The following is a 21964-nucleotide window of genomic DNA, read 5'->3' on the forward strand; positions in this document are numbered from 1 at the left end:
TATGGCTAAAGAATCAATGAAAGCCCGTGAGGTTAAAAGAGCAAAAACAGTAGCTAAATATGCAGAGAAACGTAAAGCTTTAAAAGAAGCTGGAGATTATGAAGCATTACAAAAGTTACCAAAAAATGCTTCTCCTATACGTCAGCACAATAGATGTAAACTTACAGGTAGACCAAAAGGATACATGAGAACATTTGGAATTTCTCGTGTAACGTTTAGAGAAATGGCTAACCAAGGATTAATACCTGGTGTTAGAAAAGCAAGTTGGTAAAAAAAGAATAAATTGGTTTTAGGTTCAAAAGAAGAGTTCTTTTGAAAACCACTACCGCAAATTAATAAATATGTATACAGATCCAATATCGGATTATCTTACGAGAGTTAGAAATGCAATACGAGCTAATCACAGAGTGGTTGAGATTCCAGCATCTAACTTAAAAAAAGACATCACTAAAATATTATTCGAACAAGGATATATTTTAAGCTACAAGTTTGACGATTCAACTGTACAAGGGACTATTAAAATAGCACTTAAGTACAACAAAGAAACTAAAGAACCTGTAATTAAGAAACTTCAAAGAATTAGTAAACCAGGTTTACGTAAGTATGCTGGTTCTAAAGAATTACCTAGAATCCTTAATGGTCTTGGTATTGCCATTGTTTCAACTTCTCACGGAGTAATGACTGGTAAACAAGCTAAAAGAGATAATGTAGGTGGTGAAGTATTATGTTACGTTTACTAATCTAAAAGGGAGAAAGAAATGTCAAGAATAGGAAATAACCCAGTTGCAATTCCAGAAGGAGTTACAGTAGAAGTAAAAGATAACGTAGTTACAGTAAAAGGAAAATTGGGTGAGTTAACTCAAGAATTCGATACTGTAGAGATTAAAGTTGAAGATGGAAATGTTTTAGTAACACGTTCTTCTGACTCTAAAGAACAAAAAGCTAAACACGGTTTATACAGATCATTAATGAACAATATGGTCGAAGGTGTATCTAAAGGATGGACTAAAGAATTGGAATTGGTTGGTGTAGGTTATAGAGCATCTAACCAAGGGCAAAAATTAGATTTAGCTTTAGGTTTTTCTCATAATATTGTTTTAAACATTGCTCCAGAAGTAAAAGTTGAAACAGTTTCAGAAAAAGGAAAGAATCCATTAGTAAAGTTAACATCATTCGATAAACAACTTGTTGGTCAAGTAGCTGCTAAAATCCGCGGATTTAGAAAACCTGAACCTTACAAAGGAAAAGGAATTAAGTTTGTTGGTGAAGAAATAAGAAGAAAAGCAGGTAAATCAGCTTAATAAAATAGTTATGGCATTAACAAAGAATCAAAGAAGACAAAGGATTAAAAACAGAATTCGTAAGATAGTTTCTGGTACAGAATCTAGACCAAGACTAACTGTTTTTAGAAGTAATAAAGAAATTTATGCTCAAATTGTGGATGACGTAAATGGTACAACTATCAGTGCTGCATCTTCAAGAGATAAAGATATTAGTTCTGCAAAAGGTACTAAATCAGAAATTGCTACTCTAGTAGGAAAAACAATTGCTGAGAGAGCTTTAAAAGCAGGTGTAGAAACAATCGCTTTCGATAGAGGGGGTTATTTATATCACGGTAGAGTAAAATCATTAGCTGAAGGAGCTAGAGAAGCAGGACTTAAATTCTAGAATATTATGTTTCAAAAATATAAAAGTGCAGAGTTAGTAAAACCAGGTGGATTAGATCTTAAAGATCGTTTAGTTGGTGTACAAAGAGTTACAAAAGTAACTAAAGGTGGTAGAGCATTTGGTTTTTCAGCAATTGTTGTAGTTGGTGATGAAGCAGGTGTAGTAGGCCAAGGTTTAGGAAAATCTAAAGACGTTGCTAGTGCTATAGCAAAAGCCGTTGAGGATGCTAAGAAAAACCTAGTAAGAATTCCTATTATTAAAGGAACTTTACCGCACGAACAAAAAGGGAAATATGGTGGAGCAAGAGTAAACATCATACCTGCAGCTCCTGGTACAGGAGTTATTGCTGGTGGTGCTGTTAGAACTGTTCTTGAGGCCGTTGGTGTACATGATGTATTATCAAAATCTCAAGGATCTTCTAACCCTCATAATGTAGTAAAAGCAACATTTGATGCTTTATTACAATTAAGAGATGCTAATGCAATCGCTAGAGATAGAGGTATTTCACTTGAACAAGTTTTTAACGCTTAATAACATCAGAGATGGCAAAGATTAAAGTAACAAAAGTTAAAAGCGCAATCAATCGTACGCAAAGACAAAAAAGAACTTTAGAAGCTCTTGGTCTTAAAAAGATTGGTCAAGTAAAAGAGCACGAAGCTACACCTAATATCTTAGGTATGGTTGCTAAAGTTTCACATTTAGTTTCTGTTGAAGAAGCAAAATAATATAAAACTGAAAATGGATTTAAGTAATTTAAAACCTGCAGAAGGTTCAGTAAAAAATCAAGGAAAAAGAATAGGTAGAGGACAAGGTTCTGGAAAAGGTGGTACTGCAACACGTGGTCACAAAGGAGCTAAGTCACGTTCAGGTTATTCTAAGAAGCTAGGATTTGAAGGTGGGCAAATGCCACTTCAAAGACGTGTTCCTAAATTTGGTTTTACAAACATTAACCGTGTTGAGTATCAAGGTATCAATTTAGATACTTTACAACAATTGGTTGATGATAAAAAAATAAAAGATACAGTAAATTTTGAAATTTTATTCTCAAACCGTTTAGCTGGAAAAAATGATCTAGTTAAGATTTTGGGTAGAGGAGAGTTAAAAGCAAAATTAAAAGTATCTGCACATAAATTTACAGCTTCAGCAAAAGCTGCTATTGAAGCAGCTGGTGGAGAAGCAATAACATTATAAGACCATATTAAGAGTATGAAGTTTATAGAATCGCTTAAAAATGTTTGGAAAATAGAGGAACTAAGAAACAGAATCATAGTAACACTAGGACTGTTATTAGTTTATCGTTTTGGTACTCAGGTTACATTGCCAGGTGTTGATGCCGCGCAATTAGCAGCCTTAGGAGACAGTACTAGTACAGGGTTATTAGGATTACTTAGCCAGTTTACTGGAGGAGCTTTTTCTAGAGCATCTGTATTTGCCTTAGGTATTATGCCTTACATTTCAGCTTCTATTGTTGTACAATTAATGGGGATAGCTATTCCTTATTTGCAAAAATTGCAAAAAGAAGGCGCCAGTGGGCAAAAGAAAGTTAATCAAATTACACGTTGGTTAACTATTGCCATTTGCTTATTACAAGCACCAGGTTATTTAGCAAGTTTACCAAGCTTAGGAGTTCCACAAAGTGCCTTTTTATTAGGGACTGGACCTTTATTTTATTTCTCATCTGTAAGTATTCTAGTTACAGGCTGTATTTTTGCCATGTGGTTAGGTGAAAAGATTACGGATAAAGGAATAGGTAATGGAATTTCATTATTAATTATGGTTGGTATTATTGCAACATTACCTCAGTCATTTATTCAAAATGCTGCTACTAGATTAGAAGGTAACAACGTTATGCTTATTCTTTTCGAATTAGTTATTTGGTTTGTTATTATTTTAGTTACAATCATGCTTGTTATGGCTGTTAGAAAAATAGCTGTACAATATGCAAGAAGAACTGCTTCTGGTGGTTATGAGAAAAGTGCTATGGCAGGTTCAAGACAATACATTCCATTAAAGCTAAATGCTTCTGGAGTAATGCCTATTATATTTGCGCAAGCTATTATGTTTGTGCCTGGTATGATTGGTGGTACAGATTTATTAAAAGATTCGTCTGTAGGAGCCTGGTTAGTTACTAATCTTGGTCCAGCAAGTATGTTTGGTTTTTGGTATAATGTAGTTTTCGCTTTATTAATAATCGTATTTACATATTTCTATACAGCGATCACTGTACCAACAAATAAAATGGCAGACGATTTAAAACGTAGTGGTGGTTTTATTCCTGGTATTCGTCCAGGTTCTGAAACTTCAGAATATCTTGATAAAATTATGTCTCAAATAACCTTGCCGGGATCTATATTCTTAGCACTTATAGCTGTGTTCCCAGCGTTTATTGTTAAGCTTATGGATGTACAACAAGGTTGGGCGTTATTTTTTGGAGGAACCTCATTATTAATCATGGTTGGAGTTGCAATTGACACTATGCAACAAGTAAATTCATACTTGTTAAATAGACATTATGATGGCTTGATGAAAACTGGTAAAAATAGAAAAGCTAGCGCTTAATATATATCTACTATGGCAAAACAGGCAGCAATAGAACAAGACGGAACAATTATAGAAGCATTATCGAATGCGATGTTTCGTGTTGAATTAGAAAATGGTCACATTGTGACTGCACACATTTCTGGTAAAATGCGTATGCATTATATTAAATTATTACCAGGAGATAAAGTGAAATTAGAAATGAGTCCTTACGATTTAACAAAGGCTCGAATAACTTATAGATACTAATACGATGAAAGTAAGAGCATCACTTAAAAAGAGAAGTGCGGATTGTAAAATCGTACGAAGAAAAGGCAGACTTTACGTTATAAACAAAAAGAATCCTAGATTTAAACAAAGACAAGGGTAATTATGGCAAGAATTGCAGGTGTAGACATACCAAAAAACAAAAGAGGAGTAATCTCTTTAACTTATATCTATGGAATAGGTAGAAGTAGAGCAAAAGAAATTTTAGCAACTGCTAAGGTTGACGAAAGTACTAAAGTTCAAGATTGGACCGATGACCAAATTAGTGGTATTCGTGAAGCTGTTGGAACTTTTACAATCGAAGGTGAATTACGTTCTGAAACACAATTAAACATTAAGCGATTAATGGACATTGGATGTTACAGAGGTATTCGTCATAGATCTGGTCTTCCTTTAAGAGGGCAACGTACTAAAAACAACTCCAGAACTAGAAAAGGTAGAAGAAAAACAGTTGCTAACAAAAAGAAAGCAACTAAATAATTAAAAGTCATTAGTATTTAGTCGTTAGATGGAATCTGTTTGAAATGTAAAAGTTTAGGATTCTAATACTAACAACTAACAACTAGAAACTAAAAAAATATGGCAAAAACAAGCACTAAAAAACGTAAAGTTATTGTAGACTCTGTTGGAGAAGCACACGTTACGGCTTCTTTCAATAACATTATTATTTCGCTTACCAACAAAAAAGGAGACGTTATTTCATGGTCTTCTGCTGGTAAAATGGGATTTAGAGGTTCTAAGAAAAACACGCCTTATGCTGCTCAATTAGCTGCTGAAGATGCTGCTGCTGTAGCTCAAGAAGCTGGTTTGAAGAAAGTAAAGGTTTATGTTAAAGGACCTGGAAATGGTAGAGAATCTGCTATTCGTTCTATCCACAATGCTGGGATTGAAGTAACAGAAATTATTGATGTTACGCCACTTCCACATAATGGATGTCGCCCTCCAAAACGTAGAAGAGTTTAACGAATTACGATCTTAGATTTACGATTATTGGATTGTTATAAATCGCATTTCGTAAACCTGCCCTGAGCGAAGTTGAAGGGTTAAAAATCGTCAATAAAATTAATATCATTTGATTCTCAGATGGTATTAATTTTTTGCATAAATTTGCAAACTGAAAAATAATAACAAGTATCAACGAGAGACCAAAAAGATTATCGAAGGATAAGATTAAGACCTTAATTCATAATCACTCTCAAAAACAAATTTAAAATGGCAAGATATACTGGTCCTAAAACTAAAATCGCTCGTAAATTTGGCGAAGCAATATTTGGAGACGATAAGTCTTTTGAAAAAAGAAATTACCCTCCAGGTCAACACGGAAATAACAGAAGACGTGGGAAAAAATCTGAATACGCAATCCAGTTAATGGAAAAACAAAAAGCTAAATATACTTATGGTATTTTAGAGCGTCAATTTAGAGGTTTATTTAAAAAAGCAAGAGCAGCACAAGGTATTACAGGTGAAGTTTTATTACAATTATGTGAGTCTAGATTAGACAACGTAGTGTTTAGAATGGGAATTTCTCCTTCTAGAAGTGGTGCAAGACAATTAGTATCTCACAGACATATTACTGTAAATGGAGAATTAGTAAATATTCCTTCTTACCAACTAAAGGCTGGAGATGTTGTTGCAGTAAGAGAAAAATCAAAATCACTTGAGGCTATTGAAAGATCTTTATCAAACTCAAGTCACGTTTACGAATGGATTACTTGGAATGATGATACAAAGCAAGGAACTTATGTTTCTGTACCTGCTAGAATTCAAATTCCAGAAAACATAAACGAACAATTCATAGTCGAATTATATTCTAAATAATAAATTAATCACATTGGTATTTGGCCAAAGGATTTATTAGTCTTCTTCAAACTTTTAGATCGCGCAACCAAATAACAATTAAAACGAAGAACAATATGGCAGTATTTAATTTCCAAAAGCCCGACAAAGTAATCATGATTGATTCTACTGATTTCGAAGGTAAATTCGAATTCAGACCACTAGAACCTGGTTACGGATTAACAGTAGGTAACGCTCTAAGAAGAGTTTTACTTTCTTCATTAGAAGGATTTGCAATTACATCGGTTAGAATTGAAGGTGTAGATCACGAGTTTTCTGCAATTGCTGGAGTCGTTGAGGATGTTACAGAGATCATTTTAAATTTAAAACAAGTTAGATTTAAAAGACAAATTGATGATATTGATAATGAATCTATTTCAATTTCAATTTCTGGTCAAGATAGAATCACAGCTGGAGATTTTCAAAAATTCATTTCTGGATTCCAAGTACTAAATACAGAATTAGTTATCTGTAACTTAGATCCTAAAGTTAATTTTAACTTGGAAATTACTATTGAAAAAGGTAGAGGATATGTTCCTGCAGAAGAAAATAAGAAAGCTGCTGCGCCAATAGGAACTATATTTACAGATTCAATTTATACACCAATTAAAAATGTTAAGTATAGTATTGAAAACTATCGTGTAGAACAAAAAACGGATTACGAAAAATTAGTTTTCGAAATTATTACTGATGGTTCAATTACGCCACAAGACGCTTTAACAGAAGCAGCTAAAACGTTAATTCACCACTTCATGTTATTCTCTGATGAGCGTATCACTTTAGAAGCGGATGAAATAGCGCAAACTGAAACATACGATGAGGAATCATTACATATGAGACAGTTGCTTAAAACCAAGTTAATCGATATGGATTTATCTGTACGTGCACTTAACTGTTTAAAAGCTGCGGAAGTAGATACTTTAGGAGATTTAGTATCATTCAATAAAAATGATTTAATGAAATTCAGAAACTTCGGTAAGAAGTCTTTAACAGAGTTAGAAGAACTTGTAAACGTTAAAGGATTAAATTTCGGAATGGATTTAAGCAAATATAAATTAGATAAAGACTAGAGGATTTAAGATTGTAAATTTAAGATAGACGATTTCTAATTTTTTACTCTTAAATTACAAACTAAAAACTACTCTATTCAACCAAAATTAATTAATCATATTTTGCTCCTCTATTAAATGAGTTTGGTAGCAAGATGATAAACAAAAGTCATGAGACACGGAAAAAAAATAAATCATTTAGGTAGAAAAACTGCTCACAGAAAGTCAATGTTGGCAAATATGGCTTGTTCTTTAATAGAACACAAGCGTATCAACACAACTGTTGCTAAAGCAAAAGCTTTAAAACAATTTGTAGAGCCAATGATTACAAAATCTAAGGAGGATAACACGCATAACAGACGTATTGTAATGGCTCGCCTTAGACAAAAAGAAGCAGTTGCTGAATTGTTTAGAGATGTTGCAGCTAAAGTTGCTGATCGCCCAGGGGGTTATACAAGAATTATTAAACTTGGAAATCGTTTAGGAGATAATGCAGATATGGCTATGATAGAGCTTGTAGATTACAACGAAATTTACAATGCAGAAAAGAAAGCTAAGAAAACAACAAGAAGAAGTAGAAGAGGTGGTTCTAAACCAGCTGCTGCTCCAGTTGTTGAAACGAAAGCAACTAACGAAGAAGAATAAATGTTAATAAGCATTTGAAATATTAAGGATAAACTATTTTAGTTTATCCTTTTTTTTATGCAATTTTGTAAAACCTCGTTCCCGAAAAAGCGGGAATCTCATAAAAATCAGAATGAAATATCAAAAAAGACAAAAAGCCATCATTCTTCTAGCAGATGGTACTATTTTTCACGGTAAGGCAGTAGGAAACAAACAAGGCACTTCTTTTGGTGAAGTCTGTTTTAATACGGGTATGACCGGTTACCAAGAGATTTTTACAGATCCATCTTACTTTGGCCAATTAATGGTAACTACTAATGCACATATTGGTAATTATGGAACCAATGCAGATGAAGTAGAATCAGATTCTATTAAAATTGCAGGGTTAATTTGTAAAAACTTCAGTTATGTTTATTCTCGAGTTGATTCTGAAGGATCTCTAGAAGAATTTTTAAATAAGAATAACTTATTAGCTATTTCTGATGTTGATACTAGAGCTTTAGTAAGTTACATTAGAGATAATGGAGCTATGAACGCTGTTATTTCTACAGAGGTTGACAATATTGAAGGTTTAAAGAAACAATTAGCCGAAGTTCCAAACATGGAAGGTTTAGAGTTAGCGTCTAAAGTATCTACAAAAGAACCTTATTATTATGGGGATGAGAATGCAACCTATAAAGTAGCAGCTTTAGATATAGGAATAAAGAAAAACATCTTACGAAATATAGCAAGTAGGGATGCTTATATTAAAGTATTCCCATATAATTCTAAGTTTGAAGACTTAGAAGCATTTAAACCAGATGGTTACTTTTTATCTAATGGACCAGGAGATCCAGAACCATTAGTAGAAGCACAGAATTTAGCAAAAGAAATTATAAAAAGAGATTTGCCTTTATTTGGTATTTGTTTAGGACATCAGGTTATTGCTAGAGCCAATGGCGTTTCTACTTATAAGATGCACAATGGGCATAGAGGTATTAATCATCCAGTAAAAAATCTGGTGACAGGAAAAGGAGAAATCACTTCGCAAAATCATGGATTTGCGGTAAATAGAGAAGAGTCTGAAGCGAATCCAGATTTAGAAATAACACATGTTCACTTAAATGACGATACAGTTGCAGGTTTGGCTATGAAAAGCAAAAATTGTTTTTCAGTACAATACCACCCTGAAGCAAGTCCAGGACCGCATGATTCGGCTTATCTTTTCGATCAATTCATAGAAAACATTAAAAAATAAATAGCGTAATAAGCCTCAGAAAAGCATATTTTTTTTGAGGCTTAAGTTTACTAAAACGTTATAGATGTTGTTTTGAGTATTTCTTCAAAAACATCTTAAAATAAACAAGATTTAGCCGTAAATTTGAAGTATTAAAGATTAAAAATAACCAATTATGAGTATTATAATTAATATCCACGCAAGACAAATTCTAGATTCAAGAGGAAATCCTACGGTTGAAGTAGATGTAGTAACTGAGAATGATGTATTAGGAAGAGCTGCTGTACCATCAGGAGCATCAACTGGAGAGCATGAAGCTGTAGAATTACGTGATGGAGGTAGTGCCTATATGGGAAAAGGTGTTACTAAAGCTGTAGATAATGTAAACTCTATTATTGCTGAAGAATTATTAGGAGTTTCAGTATTCGAACAAAATTTAATCGATCAAATAATGATTGATTTAGACGGTACACCAAACAAATCAAAACTAGGAGCCAATGCTATTTTAGGCGTTTCTTTAGCTGTAGCAAAGGCAGCAGCAGGAGAATTAGGGTTGCCATTATATCGTTATGTAGGAGGCGTTTCTGCTAATACATTGCCATTACCAATGATGAATATCATTAATGGAGGATCTCATAGTGATGCACCTATTGCTTTTCAAGAGTTTATGATCATGCCAGTTAAGGCTAAAAACTTTACCCATGCTATGCAAATGGGAACTGAAATTTTCCATAACCTTAAAAAAGTATTGCACGATAGAAATTTAAGTACAGCAGTTGGTGATGAAGGTGGATTTGCTCCAAACTTAGCAGGAGGAACAGAGGATGCTTTAGAAACTATAGCAAAAGCAGTTGAGAATGCTGGATATAAATTTGGAGATGAAGTGAAAATCGCTTTAGATTGTGCTTCGGCTGAATTCTATGAAAATGGACAATACGATTATAAAAAATTCGAAGGTGATGCAGGTGTTGTAAGAACAAGTAAAGAGCAAGCTGATTATTTGGCTGAATTAGTAGCGAAATATCCAATTGTTTCTATTGAAGATGGTATGGATGAAAATGACTGGGAAGGTTGGAAATACTTAACAGAATTAGTAGGAGATAAAGTACAGTTAGTAGGAGATGATTTATTTGTAACTAATGTTGAGCGTTTATCTCGTGGTATTGAAGAAGGTATTGCTAACTCAATTCTTATAAAAGTGAATCAAATAGGAACATTAACAGAAACTATTGCAGCTGTTAATATGGCACACAATGCAGGTTATACATCTGTAATGTCTCACCGTTCTGGAGAAACTGAAGATAATACGATTGCTGATTTAGCAGTTGCTTTAAATACAGGGCAAATAAAAACGGGTTCTGCGTCTCGTAGTGATCGTATGGCTAAATACAATCAACTACTTCGAATAGAAGAAGAGCTTGCTGGAGTTGCTTACTTCCCACAAGAAAAAGCATTCAAAATAAAATAGAATAGTAAAAAATAAACTTTACATTTTAAGCGGTTATTATTTATTAATAATCGCTTTTTTTATTATCAATTTTAGCAATTTGATTATTACAAAAACCTTTGATAGTTCTTTTTATAAATACCGACATATTTTGTAATTTAGCGTGGAACATAATAAAATAAATTCATTTAAAATATGGCAAATACTGCTACTATAGAAATAGACGGTCAGAAACATGAATTCCCTTTAATAACAGGAACAGAAAAAGAAGTTGCAATTGATGCAAAGGCATTAAGAAGTAGTACAGGAGGTGTAATTACACTTGATCCTGGTTATAAAAATACAGGTTCATGCGAAAGTGCTATAACATTTTTAGATGGTGAAAAAGGAATTTTAAGATATAGAGGATATAGCATTGAAGAATTAGCAGAAAAGGCTGATTTTTTAGAAGTTGCTTATCTACTAATATTTGGAGAGCTTCCAACAAAAGAACAAAATGATAAATTTCATGATGATATTAAGGCACAGTCTTTAGTTGATGATGATATCAGAAAAATTGTTGATGCATTTCCTAAATCTGCACATCCAATGGGGATTATATCTTCGTTAACGAGTGCATTAACAGCTTTTAATCCGGGATCTGTAAATGTTGATTCTGAAGAGGATATGTACAAAAGTGTTGTTAAAATTATGGGAAAATTACCCGTACTTGTAGCATGGACACTTAGAAAAAAGCAAGGCTTACCTTTGGACTATGGTGATAAAAACTTAGGATATGTAGAGAATGTTCTGAAAATGATGTTCAAAAGTCCTAATGAAGAATATAAACAAAATCAAATTTTAGTAGATGCTTTAGATAAATTATTAATTCTTCATGCAGACCATGAGCAGAACTGCTCCACATCGACAGTAAGAATAGTAGGTTCAGCACATGCCGGATTATTTGCATCTTTATCCGCAGGGATATCGGCACTTTGGGGACCACTTCATGGAGGTGCTAATCAAGCTGTATTGGAAATGTTGGAAGCTATTAAAGAAGATGGTGGAGATACTAAAAAGTATATGGCTAAAGCGAAAGATAAAAACGATCCGTTCCGTTTAATGGGCTTTGGACACCGTGTTTATAAAAACTTTGATCCTCGTGCAAGAATTATCAAGAAAGCTGCAGATGAAGTATTAGGCGATCTAGGAATTGAAGATCCAATTTTAGATATCGCAAAAGGACTTGAAAAAGAAGCATTAGAAGATCAATATTTTGTAGATAGAAAACTATATCCAAATGTAGATTTTTATTCGGGTATTATATATAGAGCTATGGGAATACCAACAGACATGTTTACGGTGATGTTTGCTTTAGGACGTTTGCCTGGTTGGATAGCACAATGGAGAGAAATGCGCTTACGTAAAGAACCTATTGGTAGACCAAGACAACTATATATAGGAGAAACAGAAAGATCTTTTATTCCTATCTACAATAGATAAGTATATTATTACGATATTATTAAGCTTCATAAATTTTTTATGAAGCTTTTGTTTTTTACAGTAATATTTTTAAGAATAATTCAAAAAATATTTTAATTATGATTAGTTTTGCCTCCTCAATAAATTAATTTTTTAGGGCAATTATAATATGTTAGAATTAAATATTAAAAATGAAACTTCAAGGTTAAGGGCAGTTGTGTTAGGTACTGCTAAAAGTAGTGGACCGACTCCTAAAGTTGAAGCGTGTTATGACCCCAAAAGTGTCGAACATGTTATAGCTGGTACATATCCGAAAGAAGAAGATATGGTTATGGAAATGGAAGCTGTTGCCGCAGTTTTTGAAAAATATGATGTCAAAGTATATAGACCAGAAGTTATCAAAGATTGCAATCAAATTTTTTCAAGAGATATTGCCTTTGTTATTGAGGATAAAATCATCCGAGCTAATATTTTGCCTAATAGAGAAAAAGAGGTAAAAGCGATAAAGCACGTTTGGGATCAAGTGAAAAAAGAAAATAGAATTATATTACCAGAAGCGTGTCATGTAGAAGGGGGAGATGTGATGCCTTGGAATGATCACATTTTTATCGGAACTTATTCAGGTGAAGATTACCCGAATATCATCACAGCTCGTACAAATACAGACGCCGTTATAGCTATTCAAGAACTATTTCCTGAAAAGATTGTAAAATCGTTTGAACTTAGAAAGTCTAATACAAATGCAAAAGAAAATGCATTACATTTAGACTGTTGTTTTCAACCTATAGGAAAGGATAAGGCTATTCTTCATAAAAATGGATTTTTGGTTGAACACGAATATGAATGGCTGGTTGATTTTTTTGGAAAAGAAAATATTTTTGAAATAACTAAAGACGAAATGTACCAAATGAATAGTAATGTGTTTTCTATTTCTGAAAATGTTATTATTTCAGAGAAAAACTTCACACGATTAAATACTTGGTTACGAGAAAAAGGGTTTACAATAGAAGAAGTCCCTTATGCTGAAATAGCTAAACAAGAAGGTCTGTTACGTTGTTCAACAATGCCTCTAATTAGAGACTAATTGCTTTATAATAAGCTAATTTTTATTGTTGATTAAAAACGAGTTTCTGTTTCAAAAGTTATATATAATTTGGTAAAACACAATTAAATAAAATGCAACAAACAACAAATACTATTTTAATGATTCGTCCTGTAGGTTTTAGGATGAATGAACAAACCGCGGTGAACAATTATTATCAAAAAGTAATTGATGACTTATTACCAGAAACAGTTAATGCCAAAGCACAACAAGAATTTGATGCGTATGTAGAAAAACTAAGAGCCATAGGAGTAAATGTTATAGTTGTTAGTGATACTGATATTTCCGATACTCCAGATTCTATTTTTCCAAATAATTGGGTGTCTTTTCATGAAAATGGAAATATAGGTTTATATCCTATGTTTGCTGAAAATAGACGCCTAGAACGTCGTGAAGATATTTTTAATACTTTAGAAGAAAATGGTTTTTTAATTAATAATATTGTTGATTATACTAGTGCCGAGGAAGAAGGTGTATTTCTTGAAGGTACAGGAAGCTTGTTGTTGGATCGTGAAAACAGAAAAGCATATTGTGCGTTATCTCCAAGAGCAGATGAAGATTTAGTTATTGAATTTTGTGAGGATTTTGAATTTACTCCAGTAATATTTACTTCTAATCAAACAGTAGAAGGGGAACGTAAAGCCATTTATCATACCAATGTCATGATGTGTTTAGGTGAGACTTTTGCAGTTATTTGTTTAAGTAGTATTGATGATAAAGGGGAACGTAAAAATGTGGTCACTCATTTAAAGGAAACTAATAAAGAAGTTATAGATATCACAGAAGCTCAGGTAAATAATTTTGCAGGTAATATGTTACAGGTAAAAGGAAGTAATGATGAACGCTATTTAATTATGAGCCAAGCGGCTTATGACTCTTTAACAAAATCTCAAATAGAACGTTTAGAAAAACATACAAAAATATTATCTAGTTCTTTAAATACTATTGAAGCTTGTGGAGGTGGAAGTGCACGTTGCATGATGGCAGAAGTATTTTTGCCAAAAGCTTAATCCTTAATCACCATTGGGTCTAGACTTGGGTAATTGTACATAGAATGTACTGCCAACACCTTGTGTACTTTCAACCCAGATTTTACCATTATTCAATTCTATGAGCTCTTTACAAATTGAGAGCCCTAAACCAGTACCCTTTTCGTTATTAGTACCAACAGTGGTAAACGAACTATTTTTGAATAGTTTCTCTAAATTCTGTTTAGAGATACCTATACCTGTATCTGCTATACTAATAATACAACTTCCATTGCTAATATGATTAGAAATAGTAATAGTATCACCGTTTTTACAGAATTTTAAGGCATTAGCAAGCAAGTTCTGAATAACAATTTCAAACATACTTCTGTCGGCATAAGCAAAATCACGTAAAGAATGGTCGGTTAAAGTGATCCCTTTATTTTCCATACGCTGTTCAACAAGTTTAACTTTGTCTTCAAAAACTTCCTGAATGTCAAATAGACTAGGCTTAGGCTCTAATGACTGCATTTGAGATTTAGACCAGTTTAATAAATTGAACAATAAAAGAGATGCATTGTTTGCATTTTCACTTAGTTCTGGAATTAAATTATCAAACTCTTCTCTAGATAAAGAACCATCTTTAAGTAAATCTATAAAACCATTAATAGAAGACAAAGAGTCTTTTAAATCATGAGAAACAATAGAAAATAGCTTGTCTTTTACGTTGTTAACATTTTCAAGATGTTTAGTTTGCTCTTGAAAAGCGACGTTCTGTAATTCAATTTTAATATTCTTTTCTTCTAATTCTTGTGTATACTTTATATTGTTATTACGTTTTAGATAAATTAGAATTAAAAAGGTAGATACAATGGCAAGAGCCGCTAATAAAGCGTAAAGAATTATTTTAAATTTGTCAAAACCTTCTTTAGGCTGTATGGAGTCTGTTTTCACTGCAGGATCGATTTTTTCTATAACGGGTTTGACCAAATCCGGATCTAATTCTACAGGTTCATTAGCTATTTTCGAATCTATTTTTACTTCATCTTTTCTAAGCTTATTTTTTAAGTCATAATATCGACGTTGCCAAACAAATGCTCTTTCAAATCGTTCTTTAGTAGAATCTAACGATTTCATTAGCTTGTAATGCTTAAGCAATTCGGTTTTATTATCTATTTTTTTAGCGATAGCACCAGCTTCAAGTAATTGTTTTTCAGCTAAGATTTCTTTGCCTTTTTGTAAATTTAAATCACCAAGGTTATTCAGGGCAATTAATATACCTTCATTATAACGACTGCGTCTATTAAGTTTTAGCCCTTTTACTAAATAATTAGCCGCAGTATCATACTCATTAAACCTTAAATATTCACCACCTAGTTTAGGATAGATACGTCCGCGTACAGAATCAATGTTTGTTACTTTATTGGCTAATACTTTTTCGTAATATTCTATCGCCTTTCTATGTTCCTTTTTAAAAGAATATAATTCGGCTAATTGACTGTTAGATCGGCTTGTACCCTTAACATCGTTTAGTTGCTCCTGAACATCTAGGGCTTTTAAATAAAATTCTATGGCTTTATCGAAAGCATTAATATTATAATAAGCATCTGCTAAATTACTATAAGCTAATCGCAAGTCATTAACTAAGTTCCTTTTTTCTAATTCTTTAATAGCAGCAAGCGAGAATTGTAAACCTTTAGTATAATTTCCTCGCTTAATTTCAATTAAACCAATACTGTTATTCACTTTGGCAACACCAAGGATATCGTTTAATTGATTAAATAAAGCTTTAGATTTTTCATAACCACTAATGGCATTTATATAATCGTCTTTTGCAGCATAAATTAATGCCTTATAATAAGTGATTTCAGCTATACCTTTACTATAGTTTAAATTATTAGAAAGTTTTTCACTTTCAATAATATATTTTAGAGCTCTATCATAATCGTTTATATCATAAAGCGATTTAATAAGTTTTATAGAAGTCTCTACTTTTAAAGTATCTTGATTTTGATAAGCTAATTCTAAGGCAAGACTATCCACCTCGTTAGTTTGGGAATAACCAATCGATATAGATAAAAGTATAATTAAAGTAATTATTTTCCTCATACAACATTCAAATTACAACTATAAAACAAGCAATAATTAAAAGAGTCTTAATTTTGAGGGAAAGTAAGATCGCTTTATTCTTTATTAAGTTGTAACGTATTTGTTAGTGTTAAAATTTCCAAATAAATGGATTTACTAATAGCTTTACTAAACAAAAGTTGGAAAAAGCAACTTTAAAATCTAATTTCTGCGTTTTAATACCAATAAATTAGACGAAAGGAAATAAGAAATTTAACATAAAAATCGACGAATAGACAAACGGCAAAAATCATGGAATAAGAACACTTTTATCGATGAAATGCACACTATTCTTTAAAATGATTTTTTTCTTTTAACATAATCATATGTTAATGAATTATTTGTGTTTTAATTTAAAAAGGTGTTTTTACGTTTTATTTTAAGAGACAACGGTTTTTATTAAGCGTTAATTTTGCAAGTAATGCTTTAATAAAAGTTTTATCTTTGCTCACTTAAAAAATCGATATATAATGAGCCTTCAAGAGACTTTATCTAATCAAGTAAAGCAAGCTGTAAAATCCAGTTTTAATGTTGAATTGGAAACAGTAGAATTCCAAGCAACTAGAAAAGAGTTTGCTGGAGATATAACTGTTGTTATTTTTCCCATGTTACGCTTTGTTAAAGGTAATCCGGTACAAATAGGAGAGACCATTGGCAATTATTTAGTAGAACATATAGGGGATGTTAAGGGCTTTAATGTGGTGAAAGGTTTTTTGAATGTTGAAATAAGTGATTCGTATTACATCGACTTTTTTAATAAAATAAAAAATAATAAAACCTATGGCTTTGTCTCGCCAAATGCAGGAAAAAAAGCGATTATGGTTGAGTATTCCTCACCAAATACGAATAAGCCTCTGCATTTAGGGCATGTACGAAATAATCTTTTGGGCTATAGTGTTGCTGAAATTTTAAAAGCCGCAGGAACAAAAATTTACAAAACTCAAATTATAAACGATAGAGGGATACATATTTGTAAAAGTATGTTAGCTTGGAAACGTTATGGGAATGAGGAAACTCCAGGAAGTACTGGTTTAAAGGGGGATAAGTTAGTAGGGAATTATTATGTAAAGTTCGATCAGGAATATAAAAAAGAGATTGAAGGCTTAGTAGCTACTGGAATGTCTCAGGAAGACGCTAAAAAGAATGCTCCTATTTTATTGGAAGCCCAAGACATGCTTTTAAAATGGGAAGCTGGTGATGAAGAGACGGTGGCACTTTGGAAGAAAATGAACGGTTGGGTGTATGATGGTTTTGATATCACCTACAAAAACTTAGGTGTAGATTTCGATACGTTATATTATGAAAGTAATACCTATTTATTAGGAAAGGAATTTGTTGCTGAAGGCCTACGATCTGGTGTTTTTCATAAAGAAGATGACGGCTCTGTTTGGTGTGATTTAACCGAAGATGGGCTAGATAAAAAAATTGTATTACGTGCTGATGGTACTGCGGTATATATGACACAGGATATTGGTACGGCCATACAACGTATTAAAGATTATCCAGATGTTGGGGGCTTGGTATATACGGTTGGTAATGAGCAAGATTATCACTTTCAGGTATTGTTTTTAATTCTTAAGAAACTTGGTTTTGAATGGGCTAAAAATTTATACCACTTAAGTTATGGCATGGTAGATTTACCTAGCGGAAAGATGAAAAGTAGAGAAGGTACTGTAGTTGATGCCGACGATTTAATTGACGATATGGCTAATACGGCTGGAGAGATTTCAGAGGAGTTAGGTAAGCTTGAAGGGTATTCTGATGAAGAAAAACAAGCTTTATACAAAACCATTGGTTTGGGAGCCTTAAAATATTATGTTTTAAAAGTAGACCCTAAAAAGCGTATTCTGTTTGACCCTAAAGAATCTATCGATTTTCAAGGCAATACAGGTCCTTTTATTCAGTATACCTATGCTAGAATTCAATCGATCTTAAGAAAAGCTAATTTGGATGATACGGTCACCTTGAGCGCAGTCGAAAGGGCTCTCCTTCCAAAGGAAAAAGAATTACTAAAACAAATACAATTATTTCCAGAAGTCGTTCAAAATGCAGCAGCACAGCATAGTCCTGCATTAATTGCTAATTATACTTACGATTTGGTTAAAGAATTCAACTCCTTTTATCAAAATGTATCCATTTTAGGCGCAGACAATGATAACGAAAAAACATTTAGAGTTCAGCTTTCAAATACAGTAGCTAACACCATTAAAAATGGGTTTAAACTGTTAGGAATTCAAGTTCCTGAAAGAATGTAGTTAGAGCGTTTTTTATTTTATGTCACTTGAATAAGTGCTTAAGATTAATACCTTAAATTTTTATAGCTTTATGTATTTCTTTTTTGTTGCCCACTTTTAATTCAAATATATAAATACCAGTACTTAAATGTTTAAAATCTATAGAAATAGTTCCATTAACAAGTTGAGTTGTTTTATTCATGATTAGAACACCAGAAGAATTATACAAATTATAACTCACAGTAGATGTATTTTCTATACTAGAAAAATTAATAACATCTCTAAAAGGATTAGGATGAAGTAGCCATTTCTTTTCTTCTTTAATTGCATTTTCGTTGGTTAATGTTAAGCAAGAACTAGACAAGGGATCGTTTAGTATTTCAGGAAGTTTTAAGTTGACAAAACTATCATTAATGCTATGATTAAAAAAAGTGGCGTCAATAATTGAGTTATCGGCTCCCAGAAAATCTTGTAATAACGTTCCAAAGGTTTGACGATAATCGTATTGTACCGTTTGTATTTGGAAGTTGTTTGAACTTGTAGCTTCAGCTAAATTTGGATTTGTTCCAGACACACCACCAGCAACTGGGGTACCAAATACAAACATAGGTGCTATTTCACCATGGTCTGTACCTAAATTACCATTTTGAGCAGCTTTTCTTCCAAATTCAGAAAAAGTGAGTCCAACAACATCATCTGCCAAGTTTTGACTTTTTAAGTCATTCATAAAAGCCTCAACCCCGTTAGATAATTGATCCAATAAATTATAATGTTTTCCTAAAACATCTCCAGACGCTTGTACTTGCGTATTGTGTGTGTCAAATCCGGAAATACGTACCATATATACTTTAGATCCCAAATCCCCGCTTATTAAACGAGCAACTGTTTTTAATTGGTCTGCTAAGTCTGTATCTGGATAGCTTACATCGTTTTGCCCTTTATTAAAAGCTGTTGATATAGATTCCGCATACGTATTAGAAAGCGCATCGGTATTTTTTATAAACTCCAATTGTTTACCATAATCAGAATCAGGAATGTTAGTTGGCGGTTCTCCTCCTAAACCATTTAAAATATTATAGAATCCAGAGGGATCTTGACCTGTTATATTTAAAGACATACCATGAGCTTCCTCACCATGAAATCCTAATGATGTTTTGTTTGAACCAATTTCTACAGCTAAAGGGAAGGTTTCTAAAAGAAGATCTGAATAATATAACTCCATAAATCTTCCAATCCATCCCGTTTCGGCACCATTTAACAGACTATTTCCGTCGTTTCCTGTTAAGTATAAATCAGTAGACTTAAAATGACTTTTATTTTGTGAGGGATATCCAACAGACTGTATTATTCTCAAAGAACCCGCATCGTATAAAGATTTAAAGCTTGTTAAAACTGGGTTCAAACCAATTTGTTGGTTACCAGGTAAAGTACCATCAAGAGTTATGTATTTGTTCGTTCCAGACTCTGGAACTTTTATGTCAGGTCTTAAAGAAGCATAAGTACTATATTGATTTATTGGAATTATGGTATTTAGTCCATCATTAGCCCCAGCTAAATTTATTAGTACAAGTTTTCTATTAGATATATCTGGACAGTCAGCAAAAGGCATAAAAGATTTTAGAGCCGCTTGTAATTCAAATGGTGTTAACCCTATAACTGAAGCTGTTGCTGAAAGTTTTAAAAAGTTTCTTCTTTTCATTTTTCTAAATCTTACATTAATTGAAATTCTGCTGCATTAACCATCGCAATAATTAAAGCATCTAGTCTGGTTTTTACTGTTGTCTTGTCTCCACTACTATGCGTATTGATATATTGTAACCAGGCTCCAGTCCAATAATAATCGTTAGAATCTTCTATTAAAAATTTTTTAAAATAATTAATCCGATCTGTATCTATACTTTCAGGGTATAACAATTTTGATATAGCTTCAACAAGTTTATTAGGGTCTTGGGCATCAGTTGGTACAATTTTATTTTCAACAAAAAGAACAGTGTCTAAACTTGCATAAATATTTGCATTAGGAATTATTGTGTTCTTTCCAACAATTAAACTTTCAATTAATTTATATCTAGATATAAGTGTGTTAGATGAAAACCAAATTTGATCGAAACTAGGCTCTTGATAATACGCAGGATAACCAGCAACAGAATCTGGATTATAAAATTCCATGCTAGTGCCTTTAAAATATGTATTATGAACAAATTTCAGAAAGAAATTATTGTAGAATCTTAGGGCATTGGATGTAGGGTCTTCATAGCTTACGCTAAAAACGGAACATATTTCGGATAATAATTGTAATGGACTTTTAATAATAGATCCTATAATATTATCCGTTTCATTGCTATCATCTTTATCATAAAAATGCTCACTAGTGAGTAGTTTTTGTACTACTGGTAAAATTTCATAATCGTTGTCTATTAAAAGTTGAGCTAGAGGAGTAATAATGTCTGTTTCGACTGCGTCATTCCATGTACTTTTTACGAAGTAGCGATATAATTTACGACAATAGGCCTTAGCAGTTTCTGGTTGTGCAAAAATCATTTCAACAAAATCATCAAGCTCATCAATCATTCCAGAAGCTGTATTTCTACCTGTTATGATTTGATTTCCAAAGGCATTACTAAATGTTTTATTCGAAGAATCATGCTTACCAGCATTAGCATAGCCACTTGGGATATTTGTATCATTATCAATAATAGATCGATCCACTTTTGTTTTAAATCCTGAAAAAATTTTTGCAGCTTGTTGAATATCGTATTCAGTATAATTTGTGTAATTACCTTGACCTATTTGTGGGCCTTTTAAGATTGTAAATAGTTCTAGATATTCTCGGGCATAGTTTTCATTAGGGTTTGTTGCGTTATTCTGAGTATTATCTAAATAATCAAGCATAGCATTATCTAACGTAATCTTTTTAGCTAATACTTTAATATTGCCCATTGCATAGAAATCTAATAACCTAATATGATCATAAGTATTTGAAGGAAATCCAGCACCAGAATCTTTCCCAATGGTAAAACTAGTATGCAAAAAAAAACGATAATTTATGTTTTAATGAAATTTGGTTTATAGCGTTATACCACCACCAAGCGGTAATATGGCTTCTTTTTCTAGCATTTCCACTGAATGTATTAGGGTGAGCTCCTGATGAAAGCCAAAACCCGTCTGGAGCATTTGATGGAAGCGGATCATATGGTTCTGCTAAAACATTGGTAGGGTTTGTTGCAATACTGCTAACGGCAGCAGTTGCCGTCATACCTGCAAAAAGGTCTAATTGTTCTTTTGTATAATTAAAAGTAGCTCTTCTTAATAAGTGTTTTGCTTTTCTTAATCCTAATGTCCCAGTTAAGGGATTTAATGAAGCCATTTTGATTAGATTAAATTAATAACTCTCAGTAAATTAAGATATGAAAGTCGTTTATCAAAA

The 21964-nt window shown here is 32.6% G+C and carries 25 protein-coding genes; 21 read left to right on the top strand and 4 right to left on the bottom strand.

The features are described 5' to 3' along the window. Position 1 precedes the first annotated feature (1 nt). The 20 genes from rpsN (at position 2) to ctlX (ending at position 14218) form a co-directional block, all read left to right on the top strand. Complete coding sequence (gene rpsN, locus Q4Q34_RS11530) at positions 2-271, top strand: 30S ribosomal protein S14 (protein ID WP_040278732.1); 270 nt, start codon at positions 2-4, stop codon at positions 269-271. Positions 272-341: 70 nt separating this feature from the next. Further along, positions 342-740, top strand: a complete 399-nt coding sequence (gene rpsH, locus Q4Q34_RS11535) for a 30S ribosomal protein S8 (RefSeq protein WP_303318142.1) — start codon at positions 342-344, stop codon at positions 738-740. A gap of 18 nt (positions 741-758) precedes the next feature. Then, complete coding sequence (rplF, locus tag Q4Q34_RS11540; protein ID WP_303280549.1) at positions 759-1301, top strand: 50S ribosomal protein L6; 543 nt, start codon at positions 759-761, stop codon at positions 1299-1301. Between the two features lie 10 nt (positions 1302-1311). Then, on the top strand, positions 1312-1668 hold the full coding sequence (rplR, locus tag Q4Q34_RS11545; RefSeq protein ID WP_303318141.1) for a 50S ribosomal protein L18: 357 nt from the start codon (positions 1312-1314) through the stop codon (positions 1666-1668). Between the two features lie 6 nt (positions 1669-1674). Further along, entirely contained in the window at positions 1675-2199 is a 525-nt protein-coding gene (gene rpsE, locus Q4Q34_RS11550) for a 30S ribosomal protein S5 (RefSeq protein WP_135877605.1), read from the top strand. Between the two features lie 11 nt (positions 2200-2210). Further along, the gene (gene rpmD, locus Q4Q34_RS11555) at positions 2211-2393 is read left to right on the top strand and encodes a 50S ribosomal protein L30 (RefSeq protein ID WP_274184822.1); all 183 of its coding nucleotides are present in this window, start codon (positions 2211-2213) and stop codon (positions 2391-2393) included. 13 nt (positions 2394-2406) lie between these two features. Further along, positions 2407-2859 carry a 50S ribosomal protein L15 gene (gene rplO / locus Q4Q34_RS11560; RefSeq protein WP_303318140.1) on the top strand — a complete coding sequence of 151 codons (453 nt, stop codon included), beginning with the start codon at positions 2407-2409 and terminating at the stop codon, positions 2857-2859. Between the two features lie 15 nt (positions 2860-2874). Next, positions 2875-4227: a preprotein translocase subunit SecY gene (gene secY, locus Q4Q34_RS11565; protein ID WP_303280553.1), complete on the top strand. Its 1353-nt coding sequence runs from the start codon at positions 2875-2877 to the stop codon at positions 4225-4227. Between the two features lie 12 nt (positions 4228-4239). Next, on the top strand, positions 4240-4455 hold the full coding sequence (gene infA / locus Q4Q34_RS11570) for a translation initiation factor IF-1 (protein WP_007094967.1): 216 nt from the start codon (positions 4240-4242) through the stop codon (positions 4453-4455). A 4-nt stretch (positions 4456-4459) separates the two neighbouring features. Next, positions 4460-4576 (top strand): type B 50S ribosomal protein L36, encoded by a 117-nt coding sequence (gene ykgO / locus Q4Q34_RS11575; protein WP_010181906.1) that lies wholly within the window; start codon positions 4460-4462, stop codon positions 4574-4576. Positions 4577-4578: 2 nt separating this feature from the next. After that, on the top strand, positions 4579-4953 hold the full coding sequence (gene rpsM / locus Q4Q34_RS11580; RefSeq protein WP_135877608.1) for a 30S ribosomal protein S13: 375 nt from the start codon (positions 4579-4581) through the stop codon (positions 4951-4953). Between the two features lie 99 nt (positions 4954-5052). Next, entirely contained in the window at positions 5053-5436 is a 384-nt protein-coding gene (rpsK, locus tag Q4Q34_RS11585; protein WP_135877609.1) for a 30S ribosomal protein S11, read from the top strand. 249 nt (positions 5437-5685) lie between these two features. Next, on the top strand, positions 5686-6291 hold the full coding sequence (rpsD, locus tag Q4Q34_RS11590) for a 30S ribosomal protein S4 (protein ID WP_135877610.1): 606 nt from the start codon (positions 5686-5688) through the stop codon (positions 6289-6291). Between the two features lie 95 nt (positions 6292-6386). Next, positions 6387-7379, top strand: a complete 993-nt coding sequence (locus Q4Q34_RS11595; protein ID WP_102758311.1) for a DNA-directed RNA polymerase subunit alpha — start codon at positions 6387-6389, stop codon at positions 7377-7379. A 150-nt stretch (positions 7380-7529) separates the two neighbouring features. Further along, the gene (gene rplQ / locus Q4Q34_RS11600) at positions 7530-8003 is read left to right on the top strand and encodes a 50S ribosomal protein L17 (protein ID WP_135877612.1); all 474 of its coding nucleotides are present in this window, start codon (positions 7530-7532) and stop codon (positions 8001-8003) included. A gap of 112 nt (positions 8004-8115) precedes the next feature. After that, on the top strand, positions 8116-9219 hold the full coding sequence (gene carA / locus Q4Q34_RS11605; protein WP_303318139.1) for a glutamine-hydrolyzing carbamoyl-phosphate synthase small subunit: 1104 nt from the start codon (positions 8116-8118) through the stop codon (positions 9217-9219). 154 nt (positions 9220-9373) lie between these two features. Further along, positions 9374-10666: a phosphopyruvate hydratase gene (eno, locus tag Q4Q34_RS11610; protein WP_303318138.1), complete on the top strand. Its 1293-nt coding sequence runs from the start codon at positions 9374-9376 to the stop codon at positions 10664-10666. Between the two features lie 174 nt (positions 10667-10840). Next, on the top strand, positions 10841-12127 hold the full coding sequence (locus Q4Q34_RS11615) for a citrate synthase (RefSeq protein WP_303318137.1): 1287 nt from the start codon (positions 10841-10843) through the stop codon (positions 12125-12127). Between the two features lie 148 nt (positions 12128-12275). Beyond that, entirely contained in the window at positions 12276-13190 is a 915-nt protein-coding gene (locus Q4Q34_RS11620) for a dimethylarginine dimethylaminohydrolase family protein (protein WP_303318136.1), read from the top strand. Positions 13191-13282: 92 nt separating this feature from the next. Further along, a complete protein-coding gene (gene ctlX / locus Q4Q34_RS11625) occupies positions 13283-14218 on the top strand; it encodes a citrulline utilization hydrolase CtlX (protein ID WP_303318135.1) in 936 nt (311 codons plus the stop codon). 3 nt (positions 14219-14221) lie between these two features. On the opposite strand, the gene Q4Q34_RS11630 is transcribed toward ctlX, so the two are convergent. Next, complete coding sequence (locus Q4Q34_RS11630) at positions 14222-16285, bottom strand: tetratricopeptide repeat-containing sensor histidine kinase (protein WP_303318134.1); 2064 nt, start codon at positions 16283-16285, stop codon at positions 14222-14224. Positions 16286-16773: 488 nt separating this feature from the next. Here Q4Q34_RS11630 and argS point away from each other — a divergent pair, with 488 nt between their 5' ends. Next, positions 16774-18558, top strand: coding sequence for an arginine--tRNA ligase (argS, locus tag Q4Q34_RS11635; protein WP_303318133.1), 1785 nt, complete (start codon positions 16774-16776; stop codon positions 18556-18558). Between the two features lie 52 nt (positions 18559-18610). On the opposite strand, the gene Q4Q34_RS11640 is transcribed toward argS, so the two are convergent. Genes Q4Q34_RS11640 through Q4Q34_RS11650 form a run of 3 tightly spaced genes read right to left on the bottom strand, consistent with a single transcriptional unit; the run spans position 18611 to position 21904 of the window. Then, the gene (locus Q4Q34_RS11640; RefSeq protein ID WP_303318132.1) at positions 18611-20236 is read right to left on the bottom strand and encodes a DUF1501 domain-containing protein; all 1626 of its coding nucleotides are present in this window, start codon (positions 20234-20236) and stop codon (positions 18611-18613) included. Positions 20237-20247: 11 nt separating this feature from the next. Further along, entirely contained in the window at positions 20248-21567 is a 1320-nt protein-coding gene (locus tag Q4Q34_RS11645; protein ID WP_303318131.1) for a DUF1800 family protein, read from the bottom strand. Next, positions 21557-21904, bottom strand: coding sequence for a DUF1800 domain-containing protein (locus Q4Q34_RS11650; RefSeq protein WP_303318130.1), 348 nt, complete (start codon positions 21902-21904; stop codon positions 21557-21559). Before Q4Q34_RS11650 ends, Q4Q34_RS11645 begins: the two co-directional genes overlap by 11 nt. Between the last annotated feature and the right edge of the window lie 60 nt (positions 21905-21964).

The sequence above is a fragment of the Flavivirga abyssicola genome (assembly GCF_030540775.2).
Taxonomy (GTDB): Bacteria; Bacteroidota; Bacteroidia; order Flavobacteriales; family Flavobacteriaceae; genus Flavivirga; species Flavivirga abyssicola.

Excerpts from the sequence above, each read along its gene's own strand:
- rpsN (WP_040278732.1), top strand. The coding sequence starts at position 2 with ATGGCTAAAGAATCAATGAAAGCCCGTGAGGTTAAAAGAGCAAAAACA.
- rpsH (WP_303318142.1), top strand. The coding sequence starts at position 342 with ATGTATACAGATCCAATATCGGATTATCTTACGAGAGTTAGAAATGCA.
- rplF (WP_303280549.1), top strand. The coding sequence starts at position 759 with ATGTCAAGAATAGGAAATAACCCAGTTGCAATTCCAGAAGGAGTTACA.
- rplR (WP_303318141.1), top strand. The coding sequence starts at position 1,312 with ATGGCATTAACAAAGAATCAAAGAAGACAAAGGATTAAAAACAGAATT.
- rpsE (WP_135877605.1), top strand. The coding sequence starts at position 1,675 with ATGTTTCAAAAATATAAAAGTGCAGAGTTAGTAAAACCAGGTGGATTA.
- rpmD (WP_274184822.1), top strand. The coding sequence starts at position 2,211 with ATGGCAAAGATTAAAGTAACAAAAGTTAAAAGCGCAATCAATCGTACG.
- rplO (WP_303318140.1), top strand. The coding sequence starts at position 2,407 with ATGGATTTAAGTAATTTAAAACCTGCAGAAGGTTCAGTAAAAAATCAA.
- secY (WP_303280553.1), top strand. The coding sequence starts at position 2,875 with ATGAAGTTTATAGAATCGCTTAAAAATGTTTGGAAAATAGAGGAACTA.
- infA (WP_007094967.1), top strand. The coding sequence starts at position 4,240 with ATGGCAAAACAGGCAGCAATAGAACAAGACGGAACAATTATAGAAGCA.
- ykgO (WP_010181906.1), top strand. The coding sequence starts at position 4,460 with ATGAAAGTAAGAGCATCACTTAAAAAGAGAAGTGCGGATTGTAAAATC.
- rpsM (WP_135877608.1), top strand. The coding sequence starts at position 4,579 with ATGGCAAGAATTGCAGGTGTAGACATACCAAAAAACAAAAGAGGAGTA.
- rpsK (WP_135877609.1), top strand. The coding sequence starts at position 5,053 with ATGGCAAAAACAAGCACTAAAAAACGTAAAGTTATTGTAGACTCTGTT.
- rpsD (WP_135877610.1), top strand. The coding sequence starts at position 5,686 with ATGGCAAGATATACTGGTCCTAAAACTAAAATCGCTCGTAAATTTGGC.
- Q4Q34_RS11595 (WP_102758311.1), top strand. The coding sequence starts at position 6,387 with ATGGCAGTATTTAATTTCCAAAAGCCCGACAAAGTAATCATGATTGAT.
- rplQ (WP_135877612.1), top strand. The coding sequence starts at position 7,530 with ATGAGACACGGAAAAAAAATAAATCATTTAGGTAGAAAAACTGCTCAC.
- carA (WP_303318139.1), top strand. The coding sequence starts at position 8,116 with ATGAAATATCAAAAAAGACAAAAAGCCATCATTCTTCTAGCAGATGGT.
- eno (WP_303318138.1), top strand. The coding sequence starts at position 9,374 with ATGAGTATTATAATTAATATCCACGCAAGACAAATTCTAGATTCAAGA.
- Q4Q34_RS11615 (WP_303318137.1), top strand. The coding sequence starts at position 10,841 with ATGGCAAATACTGCTACTATAGAAATAGACGGTCAGAAACATGAATTC.
- Q4Q34_RS11620 (WP_303318136.1), top strand. The coding sequence starts at position 12,276 with ATGTTAGAATTAAATATTAAAAATGAAACTTCAAGGTTAAGGGCAGTT.
- ctlX (WP_303318135.1), top strand. The coding sequence starts at position 13,283 with ATGCAACAAACAACAAATACTATTTTAATGATTCGTCCTGTAGGTTTT.
- Q4Q34_RS11630 (WP_303318134.1), bottom strand. The coding sequence starts at position 16,285 with ATGAGGAAAATAATTACTTTAATTATACTTTTATCTATATCGATTGGT.
- argS (WP_303318133.1), top strand. The coding sequence starts at position 16,774 with ATGAGCCTTCAAGAGACTTTATCTAATCAAGTAAAGCAAGCTGTAAAA.
- Q4Q34_RS11640 (WP_303318132.1), bottom strand. The coding sequence starts at position 20,236 with ATGAAAAGAAGAAACTTTTTAAAACTTTCAGCAACAGCTTCAGTTATA.
- Q4Q34_RS11650 (WP_303318130.1), bottom strand. The coding sequence starts at position 21,904 with ATGGCTTCATTAAATCCCTTAACTGGGACATTAGGATTAAGAAAAGCA.